Source organism: Streptomyces sp. NPDC012888 (assembly GCF_042900645.1).
Classification (GTDB): domain Bacteria; phylum Actinomycetota; class Actinomycetes; order Streptomycetales; family Streptomycetaceae; genus Streptomyces.
On the sequence record NZ_JBIBBM010000020.1, the window covers coordinates 44,227 to 68,755 of the forward strand.

General features: G+C 73.4%; 21 protein-coding genes. 7 read left to right on the forward strand and 14 right to left on the reverse strand.

Annotation, left to right across the window (positions count from 1 at the left end):
- Positions 1-2: 2 nt before the first annotated feature.
- The 11 genes from ACFY61_RS29045 to ACFY61_RS29095 all read right to left on the reverse strand — a co-directional run bounded on the left by ACFY61_RS29045 (position 3) and on the right by ACFY61_RS29095 (position 12,873).
- Positions 3-983, reverse strand: coding sequence for an NAD(P)H-quinone oxidoreductase (locus ACFY61_RS29045; protein ID WP_389476778.1), 981 nt, complete (start codon positions 981-983; stop codon positions 3-5).
- Positions 984-1,006: 23 nt separating this feature from the next.
- Positions 1,007-2,074 carry a potassium channel family protein gene (locus ACFY61_RS29050; protein WP_389477029.1) on the reverse strand — a complete coding sequence of 356 codons (1,068 nt, stop codon included), beginning with the start codon at positions 2,072-2,074 and terminating at the stop codon, positions 1,007-1,009.
- A 20-nt stretch (positions 2,075-2,094) separates the two neighbouring features.
- Entirely contained in the window at positions 2,095-3,714 is a 1,620-nt protein-coding gene (locus ACFY61_RS29055; RefSeq protein ID WP_389476780.1) for a molybdopterin molybdotransferase MoeA, read from the reverse strand.
- On the reverse strand, positions 3,711-4,589 hold the full coding sequence (locus ACFY61_RS29060) for an NTP transferase domain-containing protein (RefSeq protein ID WP_389476782.1): 879 nt from the start codon (positions 4,587-4,589) through the stop codon (positions 3,711-3,713). Before ACFY61_RS29060 ends, ACFY61_RS29055 begins: the two co-directional genes overlap by 4 nt.
- 127 nt (positions 4,590-4,716) lie before the next feature.
- A complete protein-coding gene (locus ACFY61_RS29065; protein WP_389476784.1) occupies positions 4,717-5,253 on the reverse strand; it encodes a bacterial proteasome activator family protein in 537 nt (178 codons plus the stop codon).
- Positions 5,254-5,336: 83 nt separating this feature from the next.
- Entirely contained in the window at positions 5,337-8,189 is a 2,853-nt protein-coding gene (locus ACFY61_RS29070; protein ID WP_389476786.1) for an FtsX-like permease family protein, read from the reverse strand.
- A complete protein-coding gene (locus tag ACFY61_RS29075; RefSeq protein WP_389476788.1) occupies positions 8,186-8,947 on the reverse strand; it encodes an ABC transporter ATP-binding protein in 762 nt (253 codons plus the stop codon). The genes ACFY61_RS29070 and ACFY61_RS29075 overlap by 4 nt, the downstream gene beginning before the upstream one ends.
- Before the next feature lie 38 nt (positions 8,948-8,985).
- A complete protein-coding gene (locus tag ACFY61_RS29080) occupies positions 8,986-9,642 on the reverse strand; it encodes a PadR family transcriptional regulator (RefSeq protein ID WP_389476790.1) in 657 nt (218 codons plus the stop codon).
- A gap of 104 nt (positions 9,643-9,746) precedes the next feature.
- Positions 9,747-10,307 (reverse strand): hypothetical protein, encoded by a 561-nt coding sequence (locus ACFY61_RS29085; protein WP_389476791.1) that lies wholly within the window; start codon positions 10,305-10,307, stop codon positions 9,747-9,749.
- A 270-nt stretch (positions 10,308-10,577) separates the two neighbouring features.
- On the reverse strand, positions 10,578-10,820 hold the full coding sequence (locus ACFY61_RS29090) for a hypothetical protein (protein WP_389476793.1): 243 nt from the start codon (positions 10,818-10,820) through the stop codon (positions 10,578-10,580).
- Positions 10,821-11,238: 418 nt separating this feature from the next.
- Entirely contained in the window at positions 11,239-12,873 is a 1,635-nt protein-coding gene (locus ACFY61_RS29095; RefSeq protein WP_389476795.1) for a protein kinase, read from the reverse strand.
- Positions 12,874-13,088: 215 nt separating this feature from the next.
- Between ACFY61_RS29095 and ACFY61_RS29100 the strand changes: the two genes are divergently transcribed.
- Positions 13,089-14,690: a protein kinase gene (locus ACFY61_RS29100; protein ID WP_389476797.1), complete on the forward strand. Its 1,602-nt coding sequence runs from the start codon at positions 13,089-13,091 to the stop codon at positions 14,688-14,690.
- Positions 14,691-14,747: 57 nt separating this feature from the next.
- Here ACFY61_RS29100 and ACFY61_RS29105 read toward each other — a convergent pair whose 3' ends face one another.
- Positions 14,748-15,164: a pyridoxamine 5'-phosphate oxidase family protein gene (locus ACFY61_RS29105; RefSeq protein ID WP_389476799.1), complete on the reverse strand. Its 417-nt coding sequence runs from the start codon at positions 15,162-15,164 to the stop codon at positions 14,748-14,750.
- A 201-nt stretch (positions 15,165-15,365) separates the two neighbouring features.
- Positions 15,366-16,025: a response regulator gene (locus ACFY61_RS29110; RefSeq protein ID WP_389476801.1), complete on the reverse strand. Its 660-nt coding sequence runs from the start codon at positions 16,023-16,025 to the stop codon at positions 15,366-15,368.
- Positions 16,026-16,348: 323 nt separating this feature from the next.
- On the opposite strand from ACFY61_RS29110, the gene pdhA reads away from it, so the two are divergent.
- The 5 genes from pdhA (at position 16,349) to ACFY61_RS29135 (ending at position 22,722) form a co-directional block, all read left to right on the forward strand.
- Positions 16,349-17,533, forward strand: a complete 1,185-nt coding sequence (pdhA, locus tag ACFY61_RS29115; RefSeq protein WP_389476803.1) for a pyruvate dehydrogenase (acetyl-transferring) E1 component subunit alpha — start codon at positions 16,349-16,351, stop codon at positions 17,531-17,533.
- Between the two features lie 2 nt (positions 17,534-17,535).
- Positions 17,536-18,516, forward strand: coding sequence for an alpha-ketoacid dehydrogenase subunit beta (locus ACFY61_RS29120; protein WP_389476805.1), 981 nt, complete (start codon positions 17,536-17,538; stop codon positions 18,514-18,516).
- 11 nt (positions 18,517-18,527) lie between these two features.
- On the forward strand, positions 18,528-19,994 hold the full coding sequence (locus ACFY61_RS29125) for a dihydrolipoamide acetyltransferase family protein (protein ID WP_389476807.1): 1,467 nt from the start codon (positions 18,528-18,530) through the stop codon (positions 19,992-19,994).
- Positions 19,995-20,127: 133 nt separating this feature from the next.
- A complete protein-coding gene (locus ACFY61_RS29130) occupies positions 20,128-20,901 on the forward strand; it encodes a hypothetical protein (protein WP_389476809.1) in 774 nt (257 codons plus the stop codon).
- A gap of 90 nt (positions 20,902-20,991) precedes the next feature.
- Entirely contained in the window at positions 20,992-22,722 is a 1,731-nt protein-coding gene (locus tag ACFY61_RS29135; RefSeq protein WP_389476811.1) for an FG-GAP repeat domain-containing protein, read from the forward strand.
- Positions 22,723-22,984: 262 nt separating this feature from the next.
- Here the strand turns inward: ACFY61_RS29135 and ACFY61_RS29140 are convergent, their stop codons facing one another.
- The gene (locus tag ACFY61_RS29140; protein WP_389476813.1) at positions 22,985-23,398 is read right to left on the reverse strand and encodes a PPOX class F420-dependent oxidoreductase; all 414 of its coding nucleotides are present in this window, start codon (positions 23,396-23,398) and stop codon (positions 22,985-22,987) included.
- Positions 23,399-23,671: 273 nt separating this feature from the next.
- Here ACFY61_RS29140 and ACFY61_RS29145 point away from each other — a divergent pair, with 273 nt between their 5' ends.
- Positions 23,672-24,484 carry a hypothetical protein gene (locus ACFY61_RS29145; RefSeq protein ID WP_389476815.1) on the forward strand — a complete coding sequence of 271 codons (813 nt, stop codon included), beginning with the start codon at positions 23,672-23,674 and terminating at the stop codon, positions 24,482-24,484.
- Positions 24,485-24,529 lie beyond the last annotated feature (45 nt).

Genomic DNA, 24,529 nt, shown 5'->3' on the forward strand with positions numbered 1-24,529 from the left:
GATCAGCGACCGCGCAGCAACAACTTCCCGACATGGGTACCGGATTCCAACACCCTGTGTGCCTCTGAGGCATCTGCGAGGTCGAAGGTCGCGTGGACCACGGGACGCACCCTCCCCGCCTCGATCAGCGGCCACACGTGCTCGCGGACCGCCGCGACGATCGCCGCCTTCTCCTCCAGCGGCCGGGCCCGCAGCGTCGTCGCCGTCACCGCCGCCCGCTTGGACAGCAGGACGCCCAGGTTCAGTTCGCCCTTCACCCCGCCCTGCAGACCGATGATCGCCAGTCGGCCGTTCACGGCCAGGGCGTCCACGTTCCGGCCCAGGTACTTCGCCCCCATGATGTCCAGGATGACGTCGGCTCCCGCGCCGCCCGTCGCTTCCCGGAGCGCGGTGACGAAGTCCTGCTCCCGGTAGTCGATCAGGATGTCCGCACCGAGCTCCTTGCAGGCCGCCAGCTTCTCCGGCCCGCCGGCCGTCACCGCCACCCGCGCACCGACCGCCTTGGCCAGCTGGATCGCCATGGTGCCGATTCCGCTGGCCCCGCCGTGCACCAGCAGGGTCTCGGCGGGCCGCAGATGGGCCACCATGAACACGTTCGACCAGACCGTGGCCACCACCTCGGGCAGGGCCGCCGCGGTGACCGGGTCCAGGCCCTGCGGCACCGGCAGCAGCTGGCCGGCCGGGACCGCCACCTTCTCCGCGTAACCGCCGCCCGCGAGCAGGGCGCAGACCTCGTCGCCCACCGCCCAGCCCGACACGCCGGGCCCCAGCGCCGCGATCCGGCCCGAGCACTCCAGGCCCGGGTAGGGGGAGGCGCCGGGCGGCGGATCGTAGAACCCCTGCCGCTGGAGCAGGTCGGCACGGTTCACTGCGGTTGCCGTGACCTCGACGAGGACCTCGCCCTCGGTGGGCACCGGATCGGGTACCTCGGCCCATACGAGGGCTTCCGGACCGCCGGGCTGCGGAATGGTGATCGCATGCATGGCCCGGACAGTAGTACGCCGGGTCAGTCGGCGGCAGGCAACGGTGCGGTCGGGGTGGCGGGCGGTACGGCGCGGACGATGACGATCAGCCGGTCGGTCAGCTGTAGCGGGCCGAGACGCGGATCGTCGTACGGCAGCAGCCGGTGGCCGCGGAGCACGCTGACCACCAGGTCCTCCATCTCGCGGACGTTCTTTCCCACCTCGGCCTTCGTCACCGGGCGCTCCAGCAGGTCCAGTCCGGAACCCTGCTGGATGAGGTCCTCCATCACCGTGCCGGCACTGGGGCTGAGCACGGACAGGCCGAGCAGCCGACCGGCCGCGCTGGCGCTGGTGATGACGGCGTCGGCTCCGGACTGCCGCAGCAGCGGGGCGTTCTCCTCCTCGCGCACAGCGGCGACGATCTTGGCGCCCCGGTTCAGCTGGCGCGCCGTCAGGGTGACCAGCACGGCGGTGTCGTCCCGCTGGGTGGCGACGATGATCTGACGGGCCTTCTGTACCTCCGCCCGCAACAGGACGTCCGAACGGGTGGCATCGCCCACCACGCCCGTGAAGCCCTCCGCGTTGGCGATGTCGATCACCTTCGCGCTGGGATCCACGATGACGACCCGCTCCCGGTCGAGCCCGGTGGCCAGCAGGGTCTGCAGGGCCGAGCGGCCCTTCGTGCCGAAACCGACCACGACCGTGTGGTCACGCAAGTTCTTCCTCCAGCGGTTCAGCCGCCACTCCTCCCGGGTCCGTTCGGTGAGGACTTCGAGAGTGGTGCCGACGAGAATGATCAGGAACAGCACGCGCAGCGGGGTGATCAGCAGGACGTTGACCAGCCGCGCGCTGTCGCTGTGCGGGACGATGTCGCCGTATCCGGTGGTGGAGAGCGTGACGGTCGCGTAGTAGAGGCAGTCGAGGAAGTCCAGGCTCTCGTCGGCGTTGTCGTGGTAGCCCGACCGGTCCAGGTAGACGATCAGAACCGTTATCCACAACACGGCGAGTGCCATGAGCAGGCGCTTGGTGACCTGCCGGAGCGGCTTCTCCACCACTTGCCTGGGTAGTTTGACGCGCCGTGAGACGAGTCTCTCGTCCGCATGGCGTGCCATCGCGTCCTGGCCGTGCAGTTTCACGTGAAACACCCTCCGCCCGCGGCTGCCCAGGGCAGCTCCAGGATCTCCAGTTCCTGCCCGGCCCGCGCCCCGCCCGGCGGGATCACGGCCAGGGCGTCGGCGGCCGCCACGCCGCGCAGCATCGCGGGTCCGTTGTACCGCAACGGGACGGCCTCCTCGCCGGTGAGTACGACCGGGACGAGACGGACGTCGTTCGGGTGCCCCGGGACCTCGTCGCGCACCGGCGCGCCCCAACGGGTCCTGGGAGGCGCCCCGGTCAGGCCGCGCAGCAGCGGCTCGGCCAGGGTGAGCAGGCCGGAGACGGCGGCGAGCGGGTTGCCCGGCAGCCCGACCAGGTAGCGGTCGCCGTCGGCCAGGCGGGCGAGGAGCATGGGATGCCCGGGCCGTACCGCGACGCCGTCGACCAGGAGGTCCGCGCCGGCCCGGCTGAGCACCGGGTGCACGTGGTCCACGGGACCGGAGGCGGTGCCACCCGTGGTGATGATCAGGTCAGCGGCGGAACCGGTGACGGCGCGGTAGAGGCCCTCGGCACCCTCGGGATCGTCGCCGAGACGGCGCGTGCCGAGCACTTCGGCGCCGAGCCGGGCCAGCCACGGGCCGAGCATGGGGCTCAGGGCGTCGCGGATCAGCCCGTCGTGCGGTCGTCCCTCGGTGAGCAGTTCGTCCCCGAGGACCAGGATCTCCACCCGGGGGCGGGGGCGGGTGACGAGCTCGTCGTAGCCGGCGGCGGCGGCGAGGCCCAGCACGGCGGGCGTGACCCGGGCCCCGGAGGGCAGCAGCAGGTCGCCGGCGCGGCACTCCTGGCCGCGCGGCCTGATGTCCTGGCCGGCCGTGACCGTGTGATCGGCGTACAGCCGGCTCCCGTCGGCGTCGGTGTGCGCGTGCTCGCTGCGGACCACGGCGGTGGTGTCGGCGGGGATCCGGGCGCCGGTGGCGATCCGGACGGCCTCGCCGTCGGCGAGGGGGTCGGGCAGGTCGGTACCGGCGAGGACGCCGCGTCCGGGGCGGATCGTCCAGGGGCTGGGCCCGGCGACGGCCCAGCCGTCCATCGCGGAGGTGTCGAAGGAGGGCAGGTCGGTGAGGGCCCGCAGTGGCTCGGCGAGCACCTCGCCCAGGGCGTCGGGCAGGGCGACGCGGTGGGTCCGCGGCGGCGGACAGGAGCCGGCCCGTTCGGCGGTCCCGCGGGCCGCCGTCCAGGCGGACGGGCGGTGGCCGCCGCCGTCGGGGTTGCGGGTGACCAGGGCGAGCGCCTCGTTCAGCGCCTGCTCGGCCGTCGTGCCAGGGGGCGTCCCGGGGGAGGCCGGGCCCGCGGGGGCCGCCGGGGGCGGCGGTGTCCCCTCCGGCGCCGCCGCGGAGCCGGGTGCCGGTCCGGCCGGGGACTCCGGCTCGGACGGTCCAGGCGCCGGCGGTTCGGCACGGGCTGCCAGGTCTGCGGCGCCTTCCACCGGGATCGCGCCGTGGGCCGCTTCCGGCGCTTCCAGTGCTTCCGGTGCGGCCCGGTCGCCTGAGCGGCTCAGCCAGGACGCGAACTCCAGGGCGTCGTCCAGGGCGTGCTCGGCCGCCGCGGCGCCCGCCGGATGGCCGGGCAGAGATTCGGGGGAGGGCGCGGAGCTCACCGGGTGCCGTTCCCGCTGCCGTCGCCGTCCTGGGACTCGGCCTCGGCGGCCCAGCGCAGGGCGAGGGCCGCAGCCTGTCGGGAGGCCCGCGCCACCGCCTCCGCGGGGTCGGCGCCGGAGGCCTCCGCCCGCGCCGCCGCGTAGCCGACCAGGAAGGTCGTCAGCGGCGCCGCGGGCCGGGCGACGCCGTGCGCGGCGTCACGGGCGAGGTCGAGCAGGGCCTTGGTGTCGACGGGTACGTCGATGCCGAGCTCGTTCTTGACGGCGGTCATCCATTCGTCCAGCACGTTTCCATGATCCCTGATCCGGGCGCGGGCCGCCGCGAGATCCTGCCAGGTGTCGCAGTCGAACGAGGCGAGCGGATCGGCGCCGATACGGGTCAGGGCCAGCTCGGCGACGAGCGCGCGCAGCGGGAGTCCGGTGAGGTTGCCGTGCTCGGTGGCGAGCAGCGCGAGTTCGCGCCGCAGCGGTTCGGCGCGGTAGGCGGCGACCAGGGGCTGGTCCCGGCCGTCGGCGTCACGCAGCAGGGCGCCCTCCTGGTCCGCCCCGGCCGCCGCGGCGAGCAGCGCCCGTACGGTGGCGGCGTCCAGGAACGGCAGGTCGGCGGAGAGTACGAGCACCACCTCGGCGGTGGTCCGGCGGAGCCCGGCGTCCAGGGCGGCGACCGGGCCGGCCCCGGGCGGCTCCTCCCGCGCCCATGCCACGGGGCGGGCCGTCGCCCGCCGGCCCCCGACGACCACGGTGCGCTCCGCGTCGGCGCAGGCGTCGAGGACGCGGTCGATCAGGGCGCGGCCGCCGACGCTGAGGCCGGGCTTGTCGGCACCGCCGAGGCGCTGCGCGGCGCCGCCGGCGAGGACGATGGCGTCGTAGGTCATGCCCACGAGTATGCGCGGCCCTTCGGACCGGCGGGCGGGCCCCACCGGGAACGGCCCGGCTCCCGGGCTTCGAGGGCCGGGAGCCGGGCCGTTCCGGATCGGTTCGGTTCGGGTTCGGTTCGGCCGCCTACAGGTAGGGCCCGGAGCGGACGGCTCCGTGGGGGCCGTCCTCGTCGTCGTGGGAGGCGCCCGGCGGGAGCGCGCGGCGCATCTGCTCCAGCTGGGCGCGGGCGGCCATCTGCTGGGCGAACAGGGCGGTCTGGATGCCGTGGAACAGGCCCTCCAGCCAGCCGACCAACTGGGCCTGCGCGATGCGCAGTTCCGCTTCCGACGGAATCGCGTCGTCGGTGAACGGCAGGGAGAGGCGCTCCAGTTCCTCGACGAGCTCGGGGGCCAGCCCGTCCTCCAGTTCCTTCACGGAGGAGGCGTGGATGTCCTTGAGCCGGACCCGGCTGGCCTCGTCGAGAGGAGCAGCGCGGACTTCTTCCAGAAGTTGCTTGATCATGCTGCCGATGCGCATGACCTTGGCGGGCTGTTCGACCATTTCCGTCACCGGGACCTCGCGCGACTCGTCATCGGCGCCGCCGACCGCCGCCCCGTCCTGGCCCACGATCAGAACCTGCGGGGGGCTGTCCTGCGACCGTTCACTCCTCGGCATCTCCATGCCGTCATTCTCTCGCACACCCTCCTCTCCACACGGTGTGCCCCCGCGGAGGAGTGATCCACCCTCCGCGGGGGTCGAGACCGTCAGCCCGCCGCGCGGCGGGCCAGCGCACCGCTGGACCGGGTGACCAGGGCCGCGAGCAGGGCCGCGCCGACCGGCACCAGGACCAGCAGGCCGGCCAGCGTCTCCCAGGGGATGACGATGGGGACGAACGGCTTCGGGGTGGCGACGCCCCAGCCGCCCGCCACGGCCTCCTCCCAGAACGACAGCTGCTCGCGCCGCTCGGTGAGCTTCAGGCCGATCGCCGGCAGCACTCCGGCCGCCGAGCCGAGGACCACGCCCATCGCCGCGACCACGCCGCACTGGAAGCCGGACAGGGTCCGCCGCACCCGGGGCGGGGCGCCGACCGCCGCGAGGGTCTTCAGGTCGGCTTCGGCGTCGGCCTGGGCCAGACCGGTGGCGATACCGGCCGCGCCGATGGTGACCAGCCCCGCGAACAGGCTCAGGGCCAGAAGGGTCAGGCTGTCGCCGCCCTGGTAGCCCTTCTCGATGTGGACGCTGACCTCCGCGCCGAGCCGGTCGATCTCCCCGTCCAGCCGCTGCCGCTGCTCGGTGCCGGCCTCGCCGTCGAGGGTGAAGTACGCGCCGTAGGGGGCGGTCCTCAGTCCGGCGGCCTTGGCCGCCGCGGGAGGCAGGACCAGGTCGATCCCGTAGGACTCTGCGGACTCGGGGGCCTGGTGGACGGCGAAGACCTTGTCCTGGCCGGGCGGGTCCTCACCGCGGCTGCCGGCTTCCTCGGCCTTGTCCATGTCGGTGATCAGCCGGATCGTCAGCTTGCCGTCCTTGACCTGCTGACGGTTGAAGGAGACCGGCTTGCCGGCCTTCAGGGCCCCGACGGAGGCGGGGTCGTCGACGGCCAGCGCGGTCAGCAGCTTCTCGTCCGCGACGAGCACCCCGTATTCGTTGTAGCGCTGCTGGTCCTTGCACCGCCAGTCCTGGCGAAGCTGCCGGATCTTCTCCGGACCCAGGGAGTCCGGATCGTCGCTCTCCCACAGCGGGCACCGCTGGTCCTTGGGGACGATGACCTCGGCGCGGCCGCAGCCGCGGTCCTCGGAGTACCTGTCGCAGCCGGGTCGGCCGACGACGATGCGGTCCGTGTCCGCCCGGACCCCGACGGGGAGTTCGCGGGAGAGGGCCTGCCGGACCGCCGGCACCGTCTGGAAGCCGCCGGCCTGGTCCGAGGTCATGGACCCGACCCCGTACGGCAGGCTGGCCGTGTACTCGTGCCGTTCCTTGGCCTCCTGGCTCTGCTGGAAGGTGGCCACGGCGACCGTGCCGGCCACCGCAGCGAGGACGGCGGCCACGGCGGGTGCCGTGCGCCCCCGGTTGCGTACGGCGTCACGCAGCGCGAGCCGCGGGGACAGCGGCAGCCAGCGGCCGGCCCGGCCGAACAGGCCGACCAGTACCGGGGTGAGGGCGACCAGACCCAGCTCGGCGAGGGCGCTGCCGGCCGCCACCACCACGAACCCCATGTCGGCGACGGCGCCGTACAGGGCGATGGCCGCACCGGCGGCGACGGCGATCAGGCCGAGCACGGGCAGGACCCGGTTGGCCCGGCGGACGCCGCGACGTCCGGTGAGGGAGGCCAGGACGGTCTGCCGGGACGCGGTGACGGCGGGGGCGATCGCGGCGAGCAGGCCGGTCAGTACGGCGAGCAGGGCGATGCCGAGGAGTTCCAGCGGCCGGAAGTCCAGCCCGGGGAACCGCTCGCCGAGCTGCTCCTCCAGCACCGGCCGCAGCACGATGGTGAGCAGGATGCCGAGCACGGAGCCGATCACGGCCGCCGCGGCCCCGATGACCAGGCCGCCGGAGAGCACGATGGCCCGGATGTGCCGGCGGTCGCCGCCGTTGGCTCCGACGAGGCCGAGCTGGCGCCGGGAGCGGCGGGCGCCGACCGCGAAGGCCGGACCGGCCAGCAGGCAGACCTCCAGCATCGCCAGGCCGACGACGGTCGCGGCGGCGGCCAGGGCTGCCGCCTCGTAAGCCGCGCTCCCGCCGAAGTTGCGCTGGGGCTCCTGCTTGTAGAGCGGGACCTCGGAATCGGCCGGCGGGTCGAGCACGACCGCCCGGGAGATGACCAGCACACCCTTGGTGTTGGCCTGCTTGACCATGTTCCACGTGAAACCGTCGCCGCCGGCGAGCTTCACGAGGTGCACGTCCTCGACGGGGACGCCCTGGAACCCGCCCGCGACCAGGGCCCGGTCCAGTGGGGTCAGCAGGGTGCCGGGCGGGGCCAGGAGCTGGTCGGCGTTCAGGTCCCCCGGCAGCTCGTAGGCGCCGACGATCTTGAACTTGAGCTGCTCGGCGCCGCGCGCGACCACGGTGGAGCCGACGTACAGGCCGGAGCTCTCCAGGAAGTTGGTGGTGGCGGCGACCTCTCCGGCCCGCTCGGGCAGCCTGCCCCGGTCGAGGGTGATCAGGCCCTCGACGAGCCTGCTGCGGGTGTCGAGCTCGCGCACCTGGGTGTCGAGGATGCCGTGCCGGGTCCGCATCCGGGCGTGCCCGGAGCTGTCCTTGACGGACTCGGTCCCGGCGGGGACGGCGGTGGCCATGTGGTTCGCGGAATCGGGGGCCGAGCGCACCCGGCCGTCCTGGTAGCCGCCCACCGGGGCGTAGTTGTCCCCCGTCGGGCTCTGTAGGAGCGGGGCGGCACCCAGGCCGGAACCCATGAGCTTGGCGTCGGCCCGGCCGAGCGTGCGGTCCATCCGCTGCTCGGTGGTGAGTTCGGCGCTGCGCAGGGTCAGGTCGGCGGCGCTGACGCCCAGGATGGGCAGGGCGATCATCGACAGGACCAGGAGGCTGCGGCCCTTGGAGCGCCAGGCGTCACGGCGGGCGATGCGGATGGCCGCGACCCAGGAGTGGTACCAGGACTTCACTGGCCGGCCGCCCCGGTGAGCAGGGTGTCGGCGCCGGCGCGCAGGGTCTCGTCGACGACCCGGCCGTCACGGAGGAAGACCACCCGGTCCGCCCAGGCGGCGAACCGCGGCTCGTGGGTGACCAGGATGCCGGCGGCGCCGGCGTCACAACGGGCCCGGAGCAGGCCGAGGACGGACTCGCCGGTCTCGGAGTCCAGCGCGCCGGTGGGCTCGTCGGCCAGCACCAGACGGCGGTCGCCGACCAGGGCGCGGGCGATGGCCACCCGCTGCTGCTGTCCGCCGGACATCTCGTCCGGGAACCGGTCGGCGAGGGAGCCCAGGCCCATCTCGTCGAGCGCGGCGAGCGCGGAGACCCGCGCCTTGCGGGCGGAGACCCCGTCGAGTTCACGGGGCAGCGCCACGTTCTCGGCGGCGGTCAGGGCCGGTATGAGGTTGTAGTCCTGGAAGACGTAGCCGATGCTGCGGCGGCGCAGGGCGGCGAGCTGCTTGCGGTTGGCCGCGGTGATGTCGGTGCCCTCGACGACCACGCGGCCGCTGCTGGGCGTGTCGAGCCCGCCGGCGAGGGTCAGCAGCGTGGACTTCCCGGAGCCGGAGGGGCCCATGACGGCGACGAGTTCGCCCGGGTGGACGGCCAGGTCGATGCCGCGCAGGGCGTGCACCTCGGTGGCCCCGGTCCCGTGGACGCGGGTGAGCTGCTGGAGTTCCAGCACGGGTGCCTGGGTATGGGAGCGCGGGACGTGCGGGCGCGGGTCGGGCATGAAGGGTCCCCCTGGGTCGGTGAGGCGGTTCAACCGGTTCAGCCCCGCGGAGTGCGGTGGCGGGGCCGGGCGGTGACAGGGTCGGTGGGCGTGCCGGTCGGCGGCCCGGTGGTGGCCTGAGGCGGTTCGGCTCCGGCTCCCCGCGCGGCCAGGACGGAGAGCCGCACCAGACGGGTCTCGGAGTGGTCGAGGAAACGGGCCTCGGCCTCGGTCTGGAAGATCAGCTGCTCCAGGACCAGCAGCCAGGCGACGTCGTCGCGCTCGCGGGACCGTCCGCTCTCGATGGCCGTGAGGGCCTGCGCCTTGAGGCGGGTGTAGTCCTGCATCGCCTGGATCGTGGCGTGCCGCTGGGCCTGGATGACGGCGCGGATGTCGACGCCGGGGGCGCCGACGGCCATGGCGAGCTTGATGGCCAGCTCGTCGCGGGGAGGGTTGGTGCGGTCGACGGGGCGCTCGTACCAGGCGTTGAGCTCGGAGCGGCCGGCGTCCGTGATGGCGTACAGGGTGTGGCCGGCGCCGTCCTCGCCGCCGGGGGCGACGAGACCGTCCCGTTCGAGCCGGGCCAGGGTCGTGTAGACCTGCCCGACGTTGAGCGGCCAGGTGGAACCGGTGCGGGACTCGAACTCGGTACGCAGCTGGGAGCCGTATCTGGGGCCCCGTTCGAGCAGGGCGAGGAGGCCATGACGGATCGACATACCGAGTATGTATACCGAGTATGCCCTGCCAGGCAAGTGGGGGCCGCGGTGGGTGCGCCGGGGCGGGGCGGCGGGTGCGGGGCGCGGGCGCGGGGAGGCGCTGCTCAGCCGCGACGGAGGCGTACGCCGATGAAGCCGAGGCCCACGCCCATCAGGGCCAGGCCGGTGCCGAGGGGGAGTATGTGGGCGGCGAGGTCCGCGGCGCGGGCGTTGGGGATGGGGCCGATGGCGGTGGACCGGGGCGGCTGCCCGGCCTCGGTGGGCGCGGTGGGGGCGGCGGGTCGTTCCCGCTCCGCCGCGGGGGGCCGTTCGGCGTCGGGGCGCGAGTGGCCGCCGGGCGGGTCGTGGGGGCCGCGGAGGTCGCGGAGGTCGCGGAGGTCGCGGGGGTCGCTCAGGCCGTGGGGGAGGGGCCGGGACGCGACGTACACCTCCGGATTGGCGGGCGCGCCGACCGGCCGGCCGGGACGCTCCCGGCCGGCGCCGGCGGGGCTGCCGGCGAGCTCGCGGGGGTCGTCGAAGGTGGCGGCGGGGGTCGCGAGGGCCGCGGAGGCCGCGGCGGCGGTCGACGCGGGGCTGAGGAGGAGGGCGCAGGCGAGGGCCGCGGTGGTGAGGTGGTGGGGGCGGGGTCTGCGTCGAAGCCGGTGTGAGGTGCGGAGTCGAGTCACGGGGGAGCGCCTCCCGTCCCGGGTGGCCGAGTGTCAGGCCCAGGTTGGCATACGGGGGCAAAGCGGGCATCTCGGCCGCGCCGCGCCGACCGGGCCGGGGCTCCGCCCGAACACCCGGGGCTCTTCCCCGCACCCCGCGCCTCGAACGCCGGCGGGGCTGGGTTCGGCGTCCGCCTTTGTCCGGCCCCGGGGGCGGGGCGGGGCGGGGCTTGCCCCGTGCGGGTGGGGCTCCGCCCCCTGGCCCGCTCAGACGGCGCCGCGGCAGGGCGGCTACTTGTAGGGGTTGCGGACGGAGGCGGAACCGCACAGCGTCTGGTAGCCGGCGTCGTTGAAGGCCGCGGCTTCCACACCGGCGAGGATGATGCCGCGCGTGTCGTTCAGGGAGGTGTTCCAGCTCTGGCTGGTTCCGGCGCCGTTCTTGTTGAAGCGCCACATGTGGTAGTGGGTCGTTCCCGACCTGTCCATGGAGTAGAAGCGGACACCCGCCACCCGCGCGTCGCTGGCCGTGTCCACGGCGGTGAGGCGAATGCTGGAAATGCTGGTCGCGCTGGCCCAAGTCCACGTCGCGCTGCCGTAGGCGCCGGGGCTGGAACAGTCGGACGTGGCGCCGGCCGCGGAGGCGGGGGAGATTGCCAGGGCGGTAACCGCAGCCGTTGCGGCGGCTCCGGTCGCCAGGCGCGCGATGTTGCGCAAAGGAACTCCTAGGGCGTTGGGCACTGTCTGACGCCGAGAAGTCTAGGAAGTCGAACGTTTGCCCGATAGCCGCTCTTGATCGAATGACCTGATTCGATCGGCGGCCGCACATCGCGACCACCCGTGCACGTGATCACCGCACTGGTGGGGGTCCTCGCCGGCCAAGCCTCGCCCAGCCCACCTCGGGAGGTCAGCCGTATCGCGCGCTCATACCGGCGAGGCCAGACCGTGCCGGACCCTACTGCGGCGGATTCCCAGTGGAGACGTAGAGGGTGAACTCGGCGCCTTGCTTGTCCACGGGGTCACCCGCTTCCGGGAACTGCTGCATGACGGTGTCCTTGCCGTAGACAGCCTCGTCCTGGTCCCGCACCTTGAACTTCCAACCGGCCGCCTGAATGCAGTCCTTCACTGACGCCACGTTCTTGTAGCGGAAGTCCGGTGCCGTGACCTTGGTGGCGTCGTCCCAGGACTTGTACGCGTCCTTGCACTTCGACGCCTCGATCGTGCGCGTGGGGTCCGGGCCCTTGAAGCCCGGCTTGGACGAGCCGGACGGGGTCGCGCCGCTGCTCGCCGCCGTGGTGCCGCCCGAGCCCTCGTCCTTGCCGTCGTCGCCGTTCAGCGACAGCGCCGTGATCAGGCCGCCGATGGCCAGCAGCGCCACCGCGATCGCGCCCACCGTCACCGTCGTGTTCCGGCGGCCGCCCGCCGCCGGCTGCGGGGCCGTCGTCGGCGAGATGGTGTACGGCGGCGGGGTCGGCGCGGCGTACTGCTGCTGCGGGGGCGGGTAGGCGTAGCCCGGCGTCGGCGTCGGTGTCGGCGCAGGAGTGGGCGGCGGGGTGTGCTGCGCGGGCGCGTACGGCTGGTACGGGGTGTGCAACGCCTGCGGGGGCGGCTGCGGGAGGGAGGAGTCCACCGGCGGGAACACCGCCGAGCCGACTCCGGCACCGCTGACCACCGGGCCGCTGCCCGGCACGATGACCGGTGCGCCGGTCTGACCCGCCGACAGCACCCGCGCGACCTCGTCGCGCATCGCCGCCGCCGTGGGGAAGCGCTCGTTCGGGTTCTTCTTCAGCGCCCGCGCGACCAGCGCGTCCATCGCCGGCGTCACCGCCCGGTTGATGGAGGACGGAGCCACCGGCTCCTCCTGCACGTGCGCGTAGGCGATCGCCAGCGGCGAGTCCGCCTCGAACGGCAGCCGCCCGGTCAGCAGCTGGAACAGCATGATGCCGACCGAGTAGAGGTCCGAGCGGGCGTCCACACCGCGCCCGAGCGCCTGCTCCGGGGACAGGTACTGCGGAGTGCCCACGACCATGCCGGTCTGCGTCATCGAGGTGACCCCGGACTGCATCGCCCGGGCGATGCCGAAGTCCATGACCTTGACCACGCCGCGCTTGGTCATCATCACGTTGCCCGGCTTGATGTCCCGGTGCACCAGCCCCATGTCGTGGCTGGTCTCCAGCGCGGCGAGCACGTCGGAGGTCACCCGCAGCGCCTTGTCCGCCGGCATGGCGCCGTACTGCCCGATGTCCGCCTGCAGCACCGAGCCGAGCGGGTTGCCCTCGACGTACTCCATGACGATGTACGGCATCACCGCGCCGTCGAGGTCGCCCTCGCCGGTGTCGAACACCGAGACGATGTTGGTGTGCGACAGTTTCGCTACAGCCTGGGCCTCACGCCGGAACCGTTCGCGGAAGGACTGCTCGCGCCCCAGCTCGCTGTGCAGGGTCTTGATCGCCACCTGCCGGTCGAGCGCCGCGTCGTAGGCGAGGTACACGGATGCCATGCCGCCCTCGCCCAGCAAATCCCTTAGCTGATAACGGCCACCGGCCAGGGAGCGGCCTGCGTACCGGCCTGGATTGCCGTCCTGGCTCATGACTGTTGCTTCCCCTCGCCACTCTTGTGTCGCGCCCAGTCTGCCGGAGGGCAAGCACACGTCAAGCCGCGTACCCGTTCCGTGACCGGGTCCCCACAGTGCGGTCACCCGCGCCGTCGCCCGAACGGCGACCGGCGTGGAGGCTGTAGCGTTCATGGGAGCACCCTGAACGAGACCACCGCATGCGCGGCCGAGAGAGACGACGGCGAGGACTGATGGCACCCGAACCCGAGGCAGGCGGCGCCGGGATGGCCGAGGACCCCTCGCACTGGGGCGCCGGCGGGCTCGTGGGCGACGGCCGTTACCGGCTGACGCACCGGCTCGGCCGGGGCGGTATGGCCGAGGTGTTCGCCGCGGAGGACGTACGGCTGGGCCGCACGGTCGCCGTCAAGCTGCTGCGGGCCGACCTCGCCGAGGACCCGGTGTCCAAGGCCCGCTTCACGCGCGAGGCCCAGTCGGTCGCCGGGCTCAACCACCACGCGGTGGTGGCCGTGTACGACTCGGGCGAGGACCGGGTCGGGCCGAACACCGTGCCGTACATCGTGATGGAGCTGGTCGAGGGCCGCACCATCCGCGAGCTCCTGATCAGCGCCGAGGCTCCGGGACCGGAGCAGGCGCTCATCATCGTCTCCGGGGTCCTGGAGGCGCTGGCGTACTCGCACCAGCACGGCATCGTGCACCGCGACATCAAGCCCGCCAACGTCATCATCACCAACACCGGCGCGGTGAAGGTGATGGACTTCGGCATCGCCCGGGCCCTGCACGGCGCGCAGTCGACGATGACCCAGACCGGCATGGTCATGGGCACGCCGCAGTACCTCTCCCCCGAACAGGCCCTCGGCAAGGCCGTGGACCACCGCAGCGACCTGTACGCCACCGGCTGCCTGCTCTACGAACTCCTCGCGCTGCGGCCCCCCTTCACCGGCGAGACCCCGCTCTCCGTCGTCTACCAGCACGTCCAGGACGCGCCGGTGCCGCCCTCGCAGAACGCGCCCGGCGTCCCGCCGGAGCTCGACGGGCTGGTGATGCGCTCGCTGGCCAAGGACCCGGACGACCGGTTCCAGAGCGCCGAGGAGATGCGCGGACTGGTGCAGTACGCCCTCCAGATGCTCCAGGAGGAGGGCGGCAGCACCGGTACCTGGAACACCGGCCCGGTCACCATGGCGCTCCCGCACGGGCGGGGTCCGGCGCCGACCGCCGCCATGCCGATGGGCGGCACCGGCCCGCAGCCGGGCTACCCCCAGCACGCCAACACCTCGCAGTTCCAGCAGCCGATGGTGCCCCCGCTGAACCCGGACGACGGCTCCGCCTTCCCGGGCGGCGGCGGCTCCGGCGGCTACTACGACGGCGGCCAGGGCGGCCGCGGTGGTGCCGACGGCCATGGCGGCGGCCGGTGGAAGGTGTGGCTGTTCGCGGTGCTCGCGGTCGTCGCGATCGGCGCGGGCGTGGTGTACGCCGTCAACAAGGCGGGGGAGAAGAACACACCGCCCGGCGGCGGTACGACGTCCAGTCAGTCCCCGCCGGCCAGCAGCCCGCAGGGCGAGACGCCGAGCGCGCCGGAGACGCAGGAGGAGCAGGAGGAGAGCCGCCAGCCTCCCCGGTCGAACAGCTGGAGCGCGACGCCCGGCCGGACGAGGCACAGCTCGCCGACGACGTTCAGCCCGACCGCGTCTCCGTCCTGGAGCCCGTCGAGCGCGGAGCCCTCGGACGAGCCGACGAGCACCCCGCCGACGACCAGCAAGTCGGGTACGCCGAACGGCGGTGGCACCGCGACTCCGGTGTCCCCCAAGCCGACCGGCGACAGCCAGCAGCAGTAGGCGCGTTCGGCCGCGCGACGGGCCCGGCGGAATCCCTTCCGCCGGGCCCCTCCCCGTCTACAGGACGTGCTGGTACACCCGGTCCGGGTTGCCGGTCATGCTGTGCACGGTCGCGAACTGGGGCTCCATCCGCATGTAGACCGGGTCGAAGACCTCGCCGTCCACGAAGTGCGGTCCGGGGCCGAAGAGTTCGAGCTCGGCGGTGGTCGGTTCGACGATCCGCGCCGTCCCGGTGAACTGCACGGACCACAGCCGGGACTCCCCGGAACCCAGGTTGTCCGCGCCGTAGGCGACGACGCTGCCGTTGCAGGCCCGGTGGTAGCCGAACGCGGCGTGCATCCGCAGGACGACCTTCCCGCCCACCACGATGTGGCGGGCGGCGGCGAGGAAGGGCAGCGCTCGCATGCTGGTGGCCACGCGGCCGTACGGCACGCGGCCCAGCAGTTCCATGGCGTGGTGATCCTCCGGGGACATGCGCCCCACTCTGCGCCACCGGCGCACCGCCGGAAAAGAGGAGCCGGCCCCGATGATCCGGGACGTTGGTCCCGAATGAATCGCCCGCCCCGTGGAATCGCAGCACCACGGGACGTCACGTGAGGTGACGGAATTCGCTCCTCCGGAAACCCGGTGTCCCCCGCCCCTCCGCCGCCCTGCCGCCGCCGGACACCGGCCTGGTCAGCGCTTCTCCGCCTGGAGCCGGGCCACGTACGCGGCGGCCTGGGAGCGCCGCTCCATGCCCAGCTTGGAGAGCAGGCTGGAGACGTAATTCTTGATCGTCTTCTCGGCGAGGTGGAGCCGCTCGCCGATGGCGCGGTTGGTCAGGCCCTCGCCGATCAGGTCGAGGATCCTGCGCTCCTGATCCGTCAGGTTGGCCAGGCGGTCGTCGCCCTTGCCGTTCCCGCCGTCGCGCAGCCGCTCCAGCACCCGGGCCGTGGCCACCGGGTCCAGCAGCGACTTGCCGGCGGCGACGTCGCGGACGGCGTTGAGCAGCTCGTTGCCCCGGATCGCCTTGAGGACGTACCCCGAGGCACCGGCCATGATCGCGTCGAAGAGCGCCTCGTCGTCGGCGAACGAGGTCAGCATGAGGCACTTGACGTCCTCGTCCCGGGATCGGACCTCCCGGCAGACCTCGACTCCGCTGCCGTCGGGCAGGCGCACGTCCAGGACGGCCACGTCGGGCCGGGTGGCGGGAATCCGTACCAGCGCGTCGGCGGCCGTACCGGCCTCGCCGACCACCTCGATGTCGGTCTCGCTGGACAGGAGCTCGTGGACGCCCCGGCGTACCACTTCGTGGTCGTCCAGGAGGAATACCGTGATTTTTCCATCTTCGCGCACGGAGTCAGTTTCACACACTCACCTCTTCCCTGCCGGAGTTACCCGGGATAACGTGCCGTTGTTCCGGCCCCCTGCAAGGCTGTGACCAGTGGTTGTTCCCCATTCCTCGGATTTACTTGGAAATCCAAGCAAAATCGCAGGTCAAATGGGGTTTCGCGGTGACGCGGCGTACTGGGTAACGTGCATTGCGCAGGGCACTCGCCGGGGCACCTGTCACGCCAGTTTCCGGACGAGTCGCACCCACCCCGTGCGCAGGTACGGATACAGGCGGAGCCGCACTGGTCCCCGGAGAACCCGGGTGCCGGACCGACGGAGGAGCACACGTGACCGTGGAGAGCACTGCCGCGCGCAAGCCGCGACGCAGCAGCGGCACCAAGCGAGCGGCCGGGGCCCCGGCCCGCAAGGCCGGCGCCGACCGGAGTGCCGAGCCCCAGCTCGTACAGCTGCTGACGCCCGAGGGGCACCGGGTAGAGAACGCGGAGAATGCCGAGTTTCTCTCCTACGTTGCCGACATCACCGACGAGGACCTGCGCGGGCTGTACCGCGACATGGTCCTCACCCGCCGCTTCGACGGCGAGGCGACCGCCCTCCAGCGCCAGGGCGAGCTGGGCCTGTGGGCCTCGCTGCTCGGACAGGAGGCCGCCCAGATCGGCTCCGGCCGCGCGCTGCGGGACGACGACTACGTCTTCCCGACCTACCGCGAGCACGGCGTCGCCTGGTGCCGGGACGTCGACCCGACGAACCTGCTCGGCATGTTCCGCGGCGTGAACCACGGCGGCTGGGACCCGAACACCAACAACTTCCACCTCTACACGATCGTCATCGGCTCGCAGACGCTGCACGCGACCGGTTACGCGATGGGCGTGGCCAAGGACGGCGCCGACTCGGCGGTCATCGCCTACTTCGGCGACGGCGCGTCCAGCCAGGGCGACGTGAACGAGGCCTTCACCTTCTCGGCGGTCTACAACGCCCCCGTGGTGTTCTTCTGCCAGAACAACCAGTGGGCGATCTCCGAGCCCACCGAGCGGCAGACCCGCGTCCCGCTCTACCAGCGCGCCCAGGGCTTCGGATTCCCCGGCGTCCGGGTCGACGGCAACGACGTCCTGGCCTGCCTGGCCGTGACCCGCTGGGCCCTGGAGCGGGCCCGCCAGGGCGAGGGCCCGACCCTGGTCGAGGCGTTCACCTACCGGATGGGCGCCCACACCACCTCCGACGACCCGACCCGCTACCGGCGGGACGAGGAGCGGGCGGCCTGGGAGTCGAAGGACCCGATCGCCCGTCTCAAGGCGCACCTGCTCGCCTCGGGCGGCGCCGACGAGGCCTTCTTCGAGTCGCTGGAGACGGAGAGCGAGGCCCTCGGCAAGCGCGTCCGCGAGGCCGTACGCAACATGCCCGACCCGGACACGATGTCGATCTTCGAGAACATCTACGCCGACGGGCACGCGCTGGTGGACGAGGAGCGCGCCCAGTTCGCGGCCTACCTCGCCTCGTTCGAGGAGGGTCACTGATCATGGCTGTCGAGAAGATGTCGATCGCGAAGGCGCTCAACGAGTCGCTGCGCAAGGCCCTGGACACCGACCCCAAGGTCCTGATCATGGGTGAGGACGTCGGCAAGCTGGGCGGTGTCTTCCGGATCACCGACGGCCTGCAGAAGGACTTCGGCGAGGAGCGGGTCATCGACACCCCGCTCGCCGAGTCCGGCATCGTCGGCACCGCCATCGGCCTGGCCCTGCGCGGATACCGGCCGGTCGTGGAGATCCAGTTCGACGGGTTCGTCTTCCCGGCGTACGACCAGATCGTCACGCAGCTCGCGAAGATGCACGCGCGGGCCCTGGGCAAGGTCAAGATGCCCGTGGTCATCCGCATCCCCTACGGCGGTGCCATCGGTGCCGTCGAGCACCACAGCGAGTCCCCCGAGGCCCTCTTCGCCCACGTGGCCGGCCTGAAGGTCGTCTCCCCGTCCAACCCGTCCGACGCGTACTGGATGCTGCAGCAGGCCATCCAGAGCGACGACCCGGTGATCTTCTTCGAGCCGAAGCGGCGCTACTGGGACAAGGGCGAGGTCGACACCGAGGCCATCCCGGGCGAGCTGCACAAGGCGCGCGTGGTGCGGGACGGCACCGACCTCACCCTCGCCGCCTACGGCCCGATGGTGAAGGTCTGCCTGGAGGCCGCCGCGGCCGCCGCCGAGGAGGGCAAGTCGGTCGAGGTCCTCGACCTCCGCTCGATGTCCCCGATCGACTTCGACACGGTCCAGGCGTCGGTGGAGAGGACCCGCCGTCTGGTGCTGGTGCACGAGGCGCCCGTGTTCCTGGGCGTGGGCTCGGAGATCGCCGCCCGCATCACGGAGCGGTGCTTCTACCACCTGGAGGCCCCGGTGCTGAGGGTCGGCGGCTTCCACGCCCCGTACCCGCCGGCCCGCGTGGAGGAGGAGTACCTGCCGGGTCTGGACCGCGTGCTCGACGCCGTCGACCGTTCGCTGGCGTTCTGAGGAGAGCCGCTGTGACCATCCGCGAATTCAAGATGCCCGACGTGGGCGAGGGCCTCACCGAGGCCGAGATCCTCAAGTGGTACGTCCAGCCGGGCGACACGGTCGAGGACGGCCAGGTCGTGTGCGAGGTGGAGACGGCCAAGGCGGCGGTGGAGCTGCCCATCCCGTTCGACGGGGTGGTGCACGAACTCCGCTTCGCCGAGGGCACCACGGTCGACGTCGGCCAGGTCATCATCTCGGTGGCCGTCGGCGGGGCCGACCCCGCCGCCGCCCCCGCCGCCGCCGAGGCGGTGGCGGCCGCCCCGGCCGCCGCCACCGCTGCCCCCGCCGCGCCGGCCCAGGAGCCCGCCGGGGAGGCCGAGGCCGCACCCGAGGGCCGCCAGCCGGTCCTGGTCGGCTACGGCGTCTCCCAGGCCAGCACCAAGCGCCGCCCGCGCAAGGCAGCGGCCGCGGTCCCCGCGCAGAGCGCCGCGTACGCCCCGGAGCCCGCCGCCCTCAACGGCAGCGGCAACGGCACCGGCAGCGGCTTCGCCGCGGTCCCCGTGGCGGAGCGCCCGCTGGCCAAGCCGCCGGTCCGCAAGCTCGCCAAGGACCTCGGCGTCGACCTCGCCACGGTGGTGCCCACCGGCGACGGCGGCGTCGTCACCCGCGAGGACGTGCACGCGGCCGCCGCGGCGGCCACGGCCGCCCAGGCACCCGCCGCCCCCGCGCCCGCCGGCGCACCGGCCGTCCCGGTCGCGGCGCAGCCCGCCGGCCCGGCGTCCGCCGCCGACGGGGCCCGCGAGACCCGGATCCCCGTCAAGGGCGTCCGCAAGGTCACCGCGCAGGCCATGGTGGGCTCCGCGTTCACCGCGCCGCACGTCACCGAGTTCATCACCTTCGACGTCACGAAGACGATGAAGCTGGTCGCGGACCTCAAGCAGGACCCCGACATGGCCGGCCTGCGGATCAACCCGCTGCTGCTGATCGCCAAGGCCGTGCTCGTCGCCGTCCGCCGCAACCCGGACGTCAACGCGGCCTGGGACGAGGCGGCGCAGGAGATCGTGCTCAAGCACTACGTGAACCTCGGCATCGCCGCGGCCACCCCGCGCGGCCTGATCGTCCCGAACATCAAGGACGCGCACGCCAAGACCCTGCCGGAGCTCTCCGAGGCGCTGTCCTCGCTCGTCTCCACGGCCCGCGAGGGGAAGACCTCCCCGGCGGACATGCAGGGCGGCACGATCACCATCACCAACGTCGGCGTCTTCGGCGTCGACACCGGTACGCCCATCCTCAACCCCGGCGAGTCCGCGATCCTCGCGGTCGGCGCGATCAGGGAACAGCCGTGGGTCCACAAGGGCAAGGTGAAGGCCCGCCAGGTCACCACCCTGGCGCTGTCCTTCGACCACCGACTGATCGACGGTGAGCTCGGTTCCCGGTTCCTCGCGGACGTCGCGGCGGTCCTGGAGAACCCGAAGCGCCTGATCACCTGGGCCTGATCGCCCGCAGCGCGAGGCGGACGCCCCCGCCCGGCCCCGGCCGGCCGGGGGCGTCCGCCTTCTCGCGGGGCGAACGGGCCCGCCGCCCGCCGCGCCACCGTCTAGGCTGCCGCCCGGACTGGAGGGGGCGGGGATGGCCATCACCGGGTTGCAGGTGTACGCCGTGGAGGACGCCGGACCGCGCGGCGGGACGGCCAGGGTGCGGTGCCTCGGCGGCGTGGCCCGGACCGGCGAGCTGTACGCGGCGGGGGACTGGCGCACCGGGCTGCGCCGGATCGAGCGGCACGGCCGGACGGCGGACCGCCTCGACGCCGGGCAGTCGGCCACCGTGCACCTCGCCGGAGCGGTGGTCGCCCTGCTCACCCGCGGCCAGGTCCTCACCGCGGTGCCGCTGGGCGGGCTCCGGCTGGCGGAGGCCGAACCGTGGGCCCTGCACGGCCCCGACGCCGCCCTCGGCCTTGACCCCGACCCCGAGGGCATGCGGGCGCTGGCGGTCTCCCACATGCAGGACACCGCCCTGGGTGACGAGGAGCGGATCCGCTGGGGGCGCGTCGCGCTGGCCGCCACCGTGCGGAGCCGGCGCGAGCCGATGGACGGCGCCGCCGCCGAAGCCCGCGTACGTGCCTACCTGATCCGGCAGTTCGGGCCGCTGACCGACGCCACCGACGGTCTGCGCGACCCCGCCGCGCTGTGCTCGTTCGTCCTGGACCGGATCGACCGGACCCCCGCGGAAGCGGTCCGCGCCGCCCGCCACTGGCGGGACCTGGAACTCACCGGGATCCTCGGCCTGCGCCGCGTCAAGAACCTCACGGCCGCCCTGGAGGACGTCGTACCGCACCTCCCGCCCGGCCACCCGCTGACCGGCCCGGCCGCCGCCTGGCTGACGGTCCGCCGCCACCTCCCCTAGCGGCCGACCACCGACGGGGAGGGGGCGGTTCGCGCCAGTGGCGCGAACGCGTGTTAACGTCCGCCGACCGACCGATTCCAGGGGGGAATCTTGCGCAGATATGTGGGGGCCGGGGTGGCGGCGGCGCTGCTCGTCACCGGCGGCCTCGTGGGCACGGGCACGGCCGTCGCGGCCGGGGATCCGACGTTCTTCTTCGACCCGGTCACGGACAAGGTCCTGATGCCCGGCGAGGGCTGGGCCGAGCTGTCGCCGCAGGGCACCGGCGGGCAGAACGACGGGCGGCCGGACGGCACGTACGTCTACGCGCTGAGCCGGAAGCCGCTCACCGACGCCGGCTGGTCCGGCGGCGGGGTGCCGGACGGCCTGAAGGTCGACCCGACGGAGTCCTGCAAGGAGAAGGCCGGCACCCCCGGCGTCTACCTCTGCGACATCCGCGAATGGATCAACCCGGCGCCCCAGGTCTCCGCCCTGGGCACCGCGGCGAACGGCACGACCGCCTACTACGGCCTCGTCTACGTGCCGCGCGGCGGCAGCGTCGACGCCGGCGTCAAGGAGGCGCAGACCGCGGCGGCCAAGCCGGTGGGCCCGCGCCGGGCGCACGCCTCGATCACCGTCCGGACCAAGGAGCACGTCGCCGGCAACACCCTGTCGATGTGGACGCCCGCCCTGCCGGCGGGCGGCTCGGTGCGGCACGTGGTGAAGCTGCGCGCGGTCGACAAGGGCGTGCTCTGGATGGGCATGACCCCGGTGCCCGGCTTCCGCCACTGGGACGAGGGGGAGCTGGACGTCACGGTCACCGGCGTCTCGGTCGCCGACACCTCCGGCGCGTCCGGGGGAGCCACGTGCGACCACGTCACCGGGGAGGTCGGCGGCGGGGACGTCCGCTGCGAGATCGGCAGGCCCGGTGAGTACAAGGTCTCGTACACGCTCAAGGCGGGGTCGGGCACGGCGGCGTGGCGGCTGCGGAACAGGGCCACCTACGAGGTGTACACCTTCGGCACCGGCAATCCGGAGAAGACCTCGGACTTCGCCGTCACGAGCACCGTCCCGGTGGCCGAGCGGTTCCGGCTCCTGGGCCGCAACGCGAGCGGCGAGCTGTACGAACACCGCGGCACGGGCAAGGCCGCGGAGCCGTTCGCCCCGGCCGAGCAGATCGGCTGGGGCTTCGACTGGAACCAGTACTCGGCGCTGACGCGGCTGGGCCCGGTGACGGTGCAGAGCACCGGCCCGGGTGCCGTGGCCCGCGACCGCAACGGCGTGCTGTGGTTCTACCGGGCCTCCGGTGACGGCGCCGTGTACGAGGACCGGCTGAAGGTCGGCGGCGGCTGGAACGCCTACGACGCGCTGACCGGTGCCTCGGACCTGACCGGCGACAAGCGGGCGGACCTGCTGGCGCGGGACACCACCGGCACGCTGTGGCTGTACCCGGGCACCGGCAACCCCTGGGCGCCGTTCGGCACCAGGGTGAAGGCCGGCACCGGCTGGAACGCCTACGACATGCTGGTCGACGGCACCGACCTGACCGGGGACGGCAAGGCCGACCTGGTCACCCGCGACACCGCGGGCAAGCTGTGGCTGCACCCGGGCACGGGCACCGCCGCCGCGCCGTTCGGCGTCCGCGCGCAGATCGGCACCAACTGGCGGATCTACAACGCCGTGGTGGCGCCGGGCGACCTCAACTCCGACGGCAGGGCCGACCTGGTCGCCCGGGACGCCTCGGGCACGCTCTGGTACTACCAGGGCACCGGGAACGCGGCGAAGCCGTACCTGGCGCGGGTGAAGGCCGGTACCGGCTTCCAGGGGTACGGCCTGCTGTTCTGACCCCTGACCCCTGACCCCTGACCCCTGACCCCTGACCCCTGACGCTGGTCCTGATCCTGACCCTGACGGGCCCGGACCAGGGTGTGGCGTGACGCGGCCCCCGCCCCTCCCGGGCGGGGGCCGTGCCGCGTCGTGCGGCCGGGCCGTTCAGTACGGGGCGTCCTGCCAGGAGGAGGCGGCGGTGATGCGCGAAGTGTGACAGGAGCCCGGAAGTTCTTTCCGCGGCGTGTTCCGGCGGCGGGTGCGGCGGGTGTGGCGGGTTTCAGGCGCGGGCCGCGTTGCCGAGGACGCGGGTGGGGGTCAGCCGGACGACCACCCGTACGTCCTCCGGCGGCAGGTCGCGGTACTCGTCCCCGGCGCCCGGGCCGGCGTACTCCTCGGCGATGCGGACGGCCACCGCCCGCCCGGCGTCCTCGGTGACGGTCGCCTCGCCGCGCACCTCCACGTACAGGAACGGGTCGGTGGGGTCGTAGACGGTCAGGGACACCCGCGGCTCGCGCAGGATGTTGCGCTCCTTGCGGCGGCCCTGCTCGGTGGAGATCAGGACGTCCTCGCCCTCGCGGGACACCCACACCACCGAACTCTGCGGGCTGCCGTCGGGGTTGACGGTCGAGAGGACCGCCGGGTACGGCGCGTCGAGGAGCTTGCGCACGGCGTCGTTCAGGGCAACGGTCATGGCCGGACCCTAAGCGGCGGCCGGGCCGCGGTCGACCGTCCTTCCGGCGGCCGCGCCGACTACGCGAGGTCGCTCGTCCGCGGATGGCCGGGCGTGGCCCGGCCGGTGACTGTCCGTCGTGTGCAGCACCCCCGCCGGGTGACAGTGCCCGTGCGGTTCCGCGCAGGTCAGCGCGGAGCGTAGGCCGGTTGCTCGGCGTGTCCCGGACAAGTAGCTGCGAGCTCGGGTTGCGGTCGGTGACGGTCTGTCAGTGAGTGGTGGGCGACACGTCCCATGTCGACCGTCCACGGACAGGAGAACGCCATGCGCCGCCTCACCCGTCACACCCTCCCCGCCGCACTCTGCCTGAGCCTGCTGGCCGTCCCGACCACAGCGGCCGGTGCCGCCTCCGCGCCGGAGAGACCGGCCTCCGCGCCCGCGTCCGCCCCCGTCCCCGGGGCGGACGCGCTGCTGAAGCAGGTCTCCACGCTGGGCAACGTCGCGGAGGTGCTGAGGCCGGCCACCGCCCTGGTCGAGGCCATCCTGAAGGCCGACGAGGGCAAGGTGCCGCAGGCGGACCTGGACAAGCACGTCACGGCTCTCAAGGCGGCCGTGGACAAGCTGAAGGCGAGCCTGCCGGCCGCCCCGGCGGTCCCGGTCCCGGTCCCGCCCGTCGACGCGCCCGACCTGCCCGTGGAGGCCCCGAAGCTGCCGGTCGAGGCGCCGAAGCTGCCGGTGGAGGCCCCGAAGCTGCCCGTCGAAGCTCCCAAGCTGCCCGCCGAGGCCCCGAAGCCGCCTGCCGACGCGCCCAAGCTGCCCGTGAAGGCGGATGCGGCCGCCGCCCCGCTGCGGACCGACGTACGGGCCGGGACCGCCGCCGGTCCCCTGGACCTGATCAACTCCGCCCTGGACGGCCTGCTGAAGGCCGTGGAGGGCCTCACCAAGGCCGCCGGTCCCTGCGGCTGCGCGGCCGACGCCGGAACCAAGGTCACCGACGTGCTCACCAGTCTGATCAACGCGTTGCTGGCCCTGCTCGCCGGCGCCGGCCTGCCCGTGCCCAACCTGCCCGGACTGCCGCCGATCGGCCTGCCCGTCGCCGCCCGGTAGCACCGGCCGGAAGCCCCCCTTGACGGACGGTCCGGCCGGATGGAC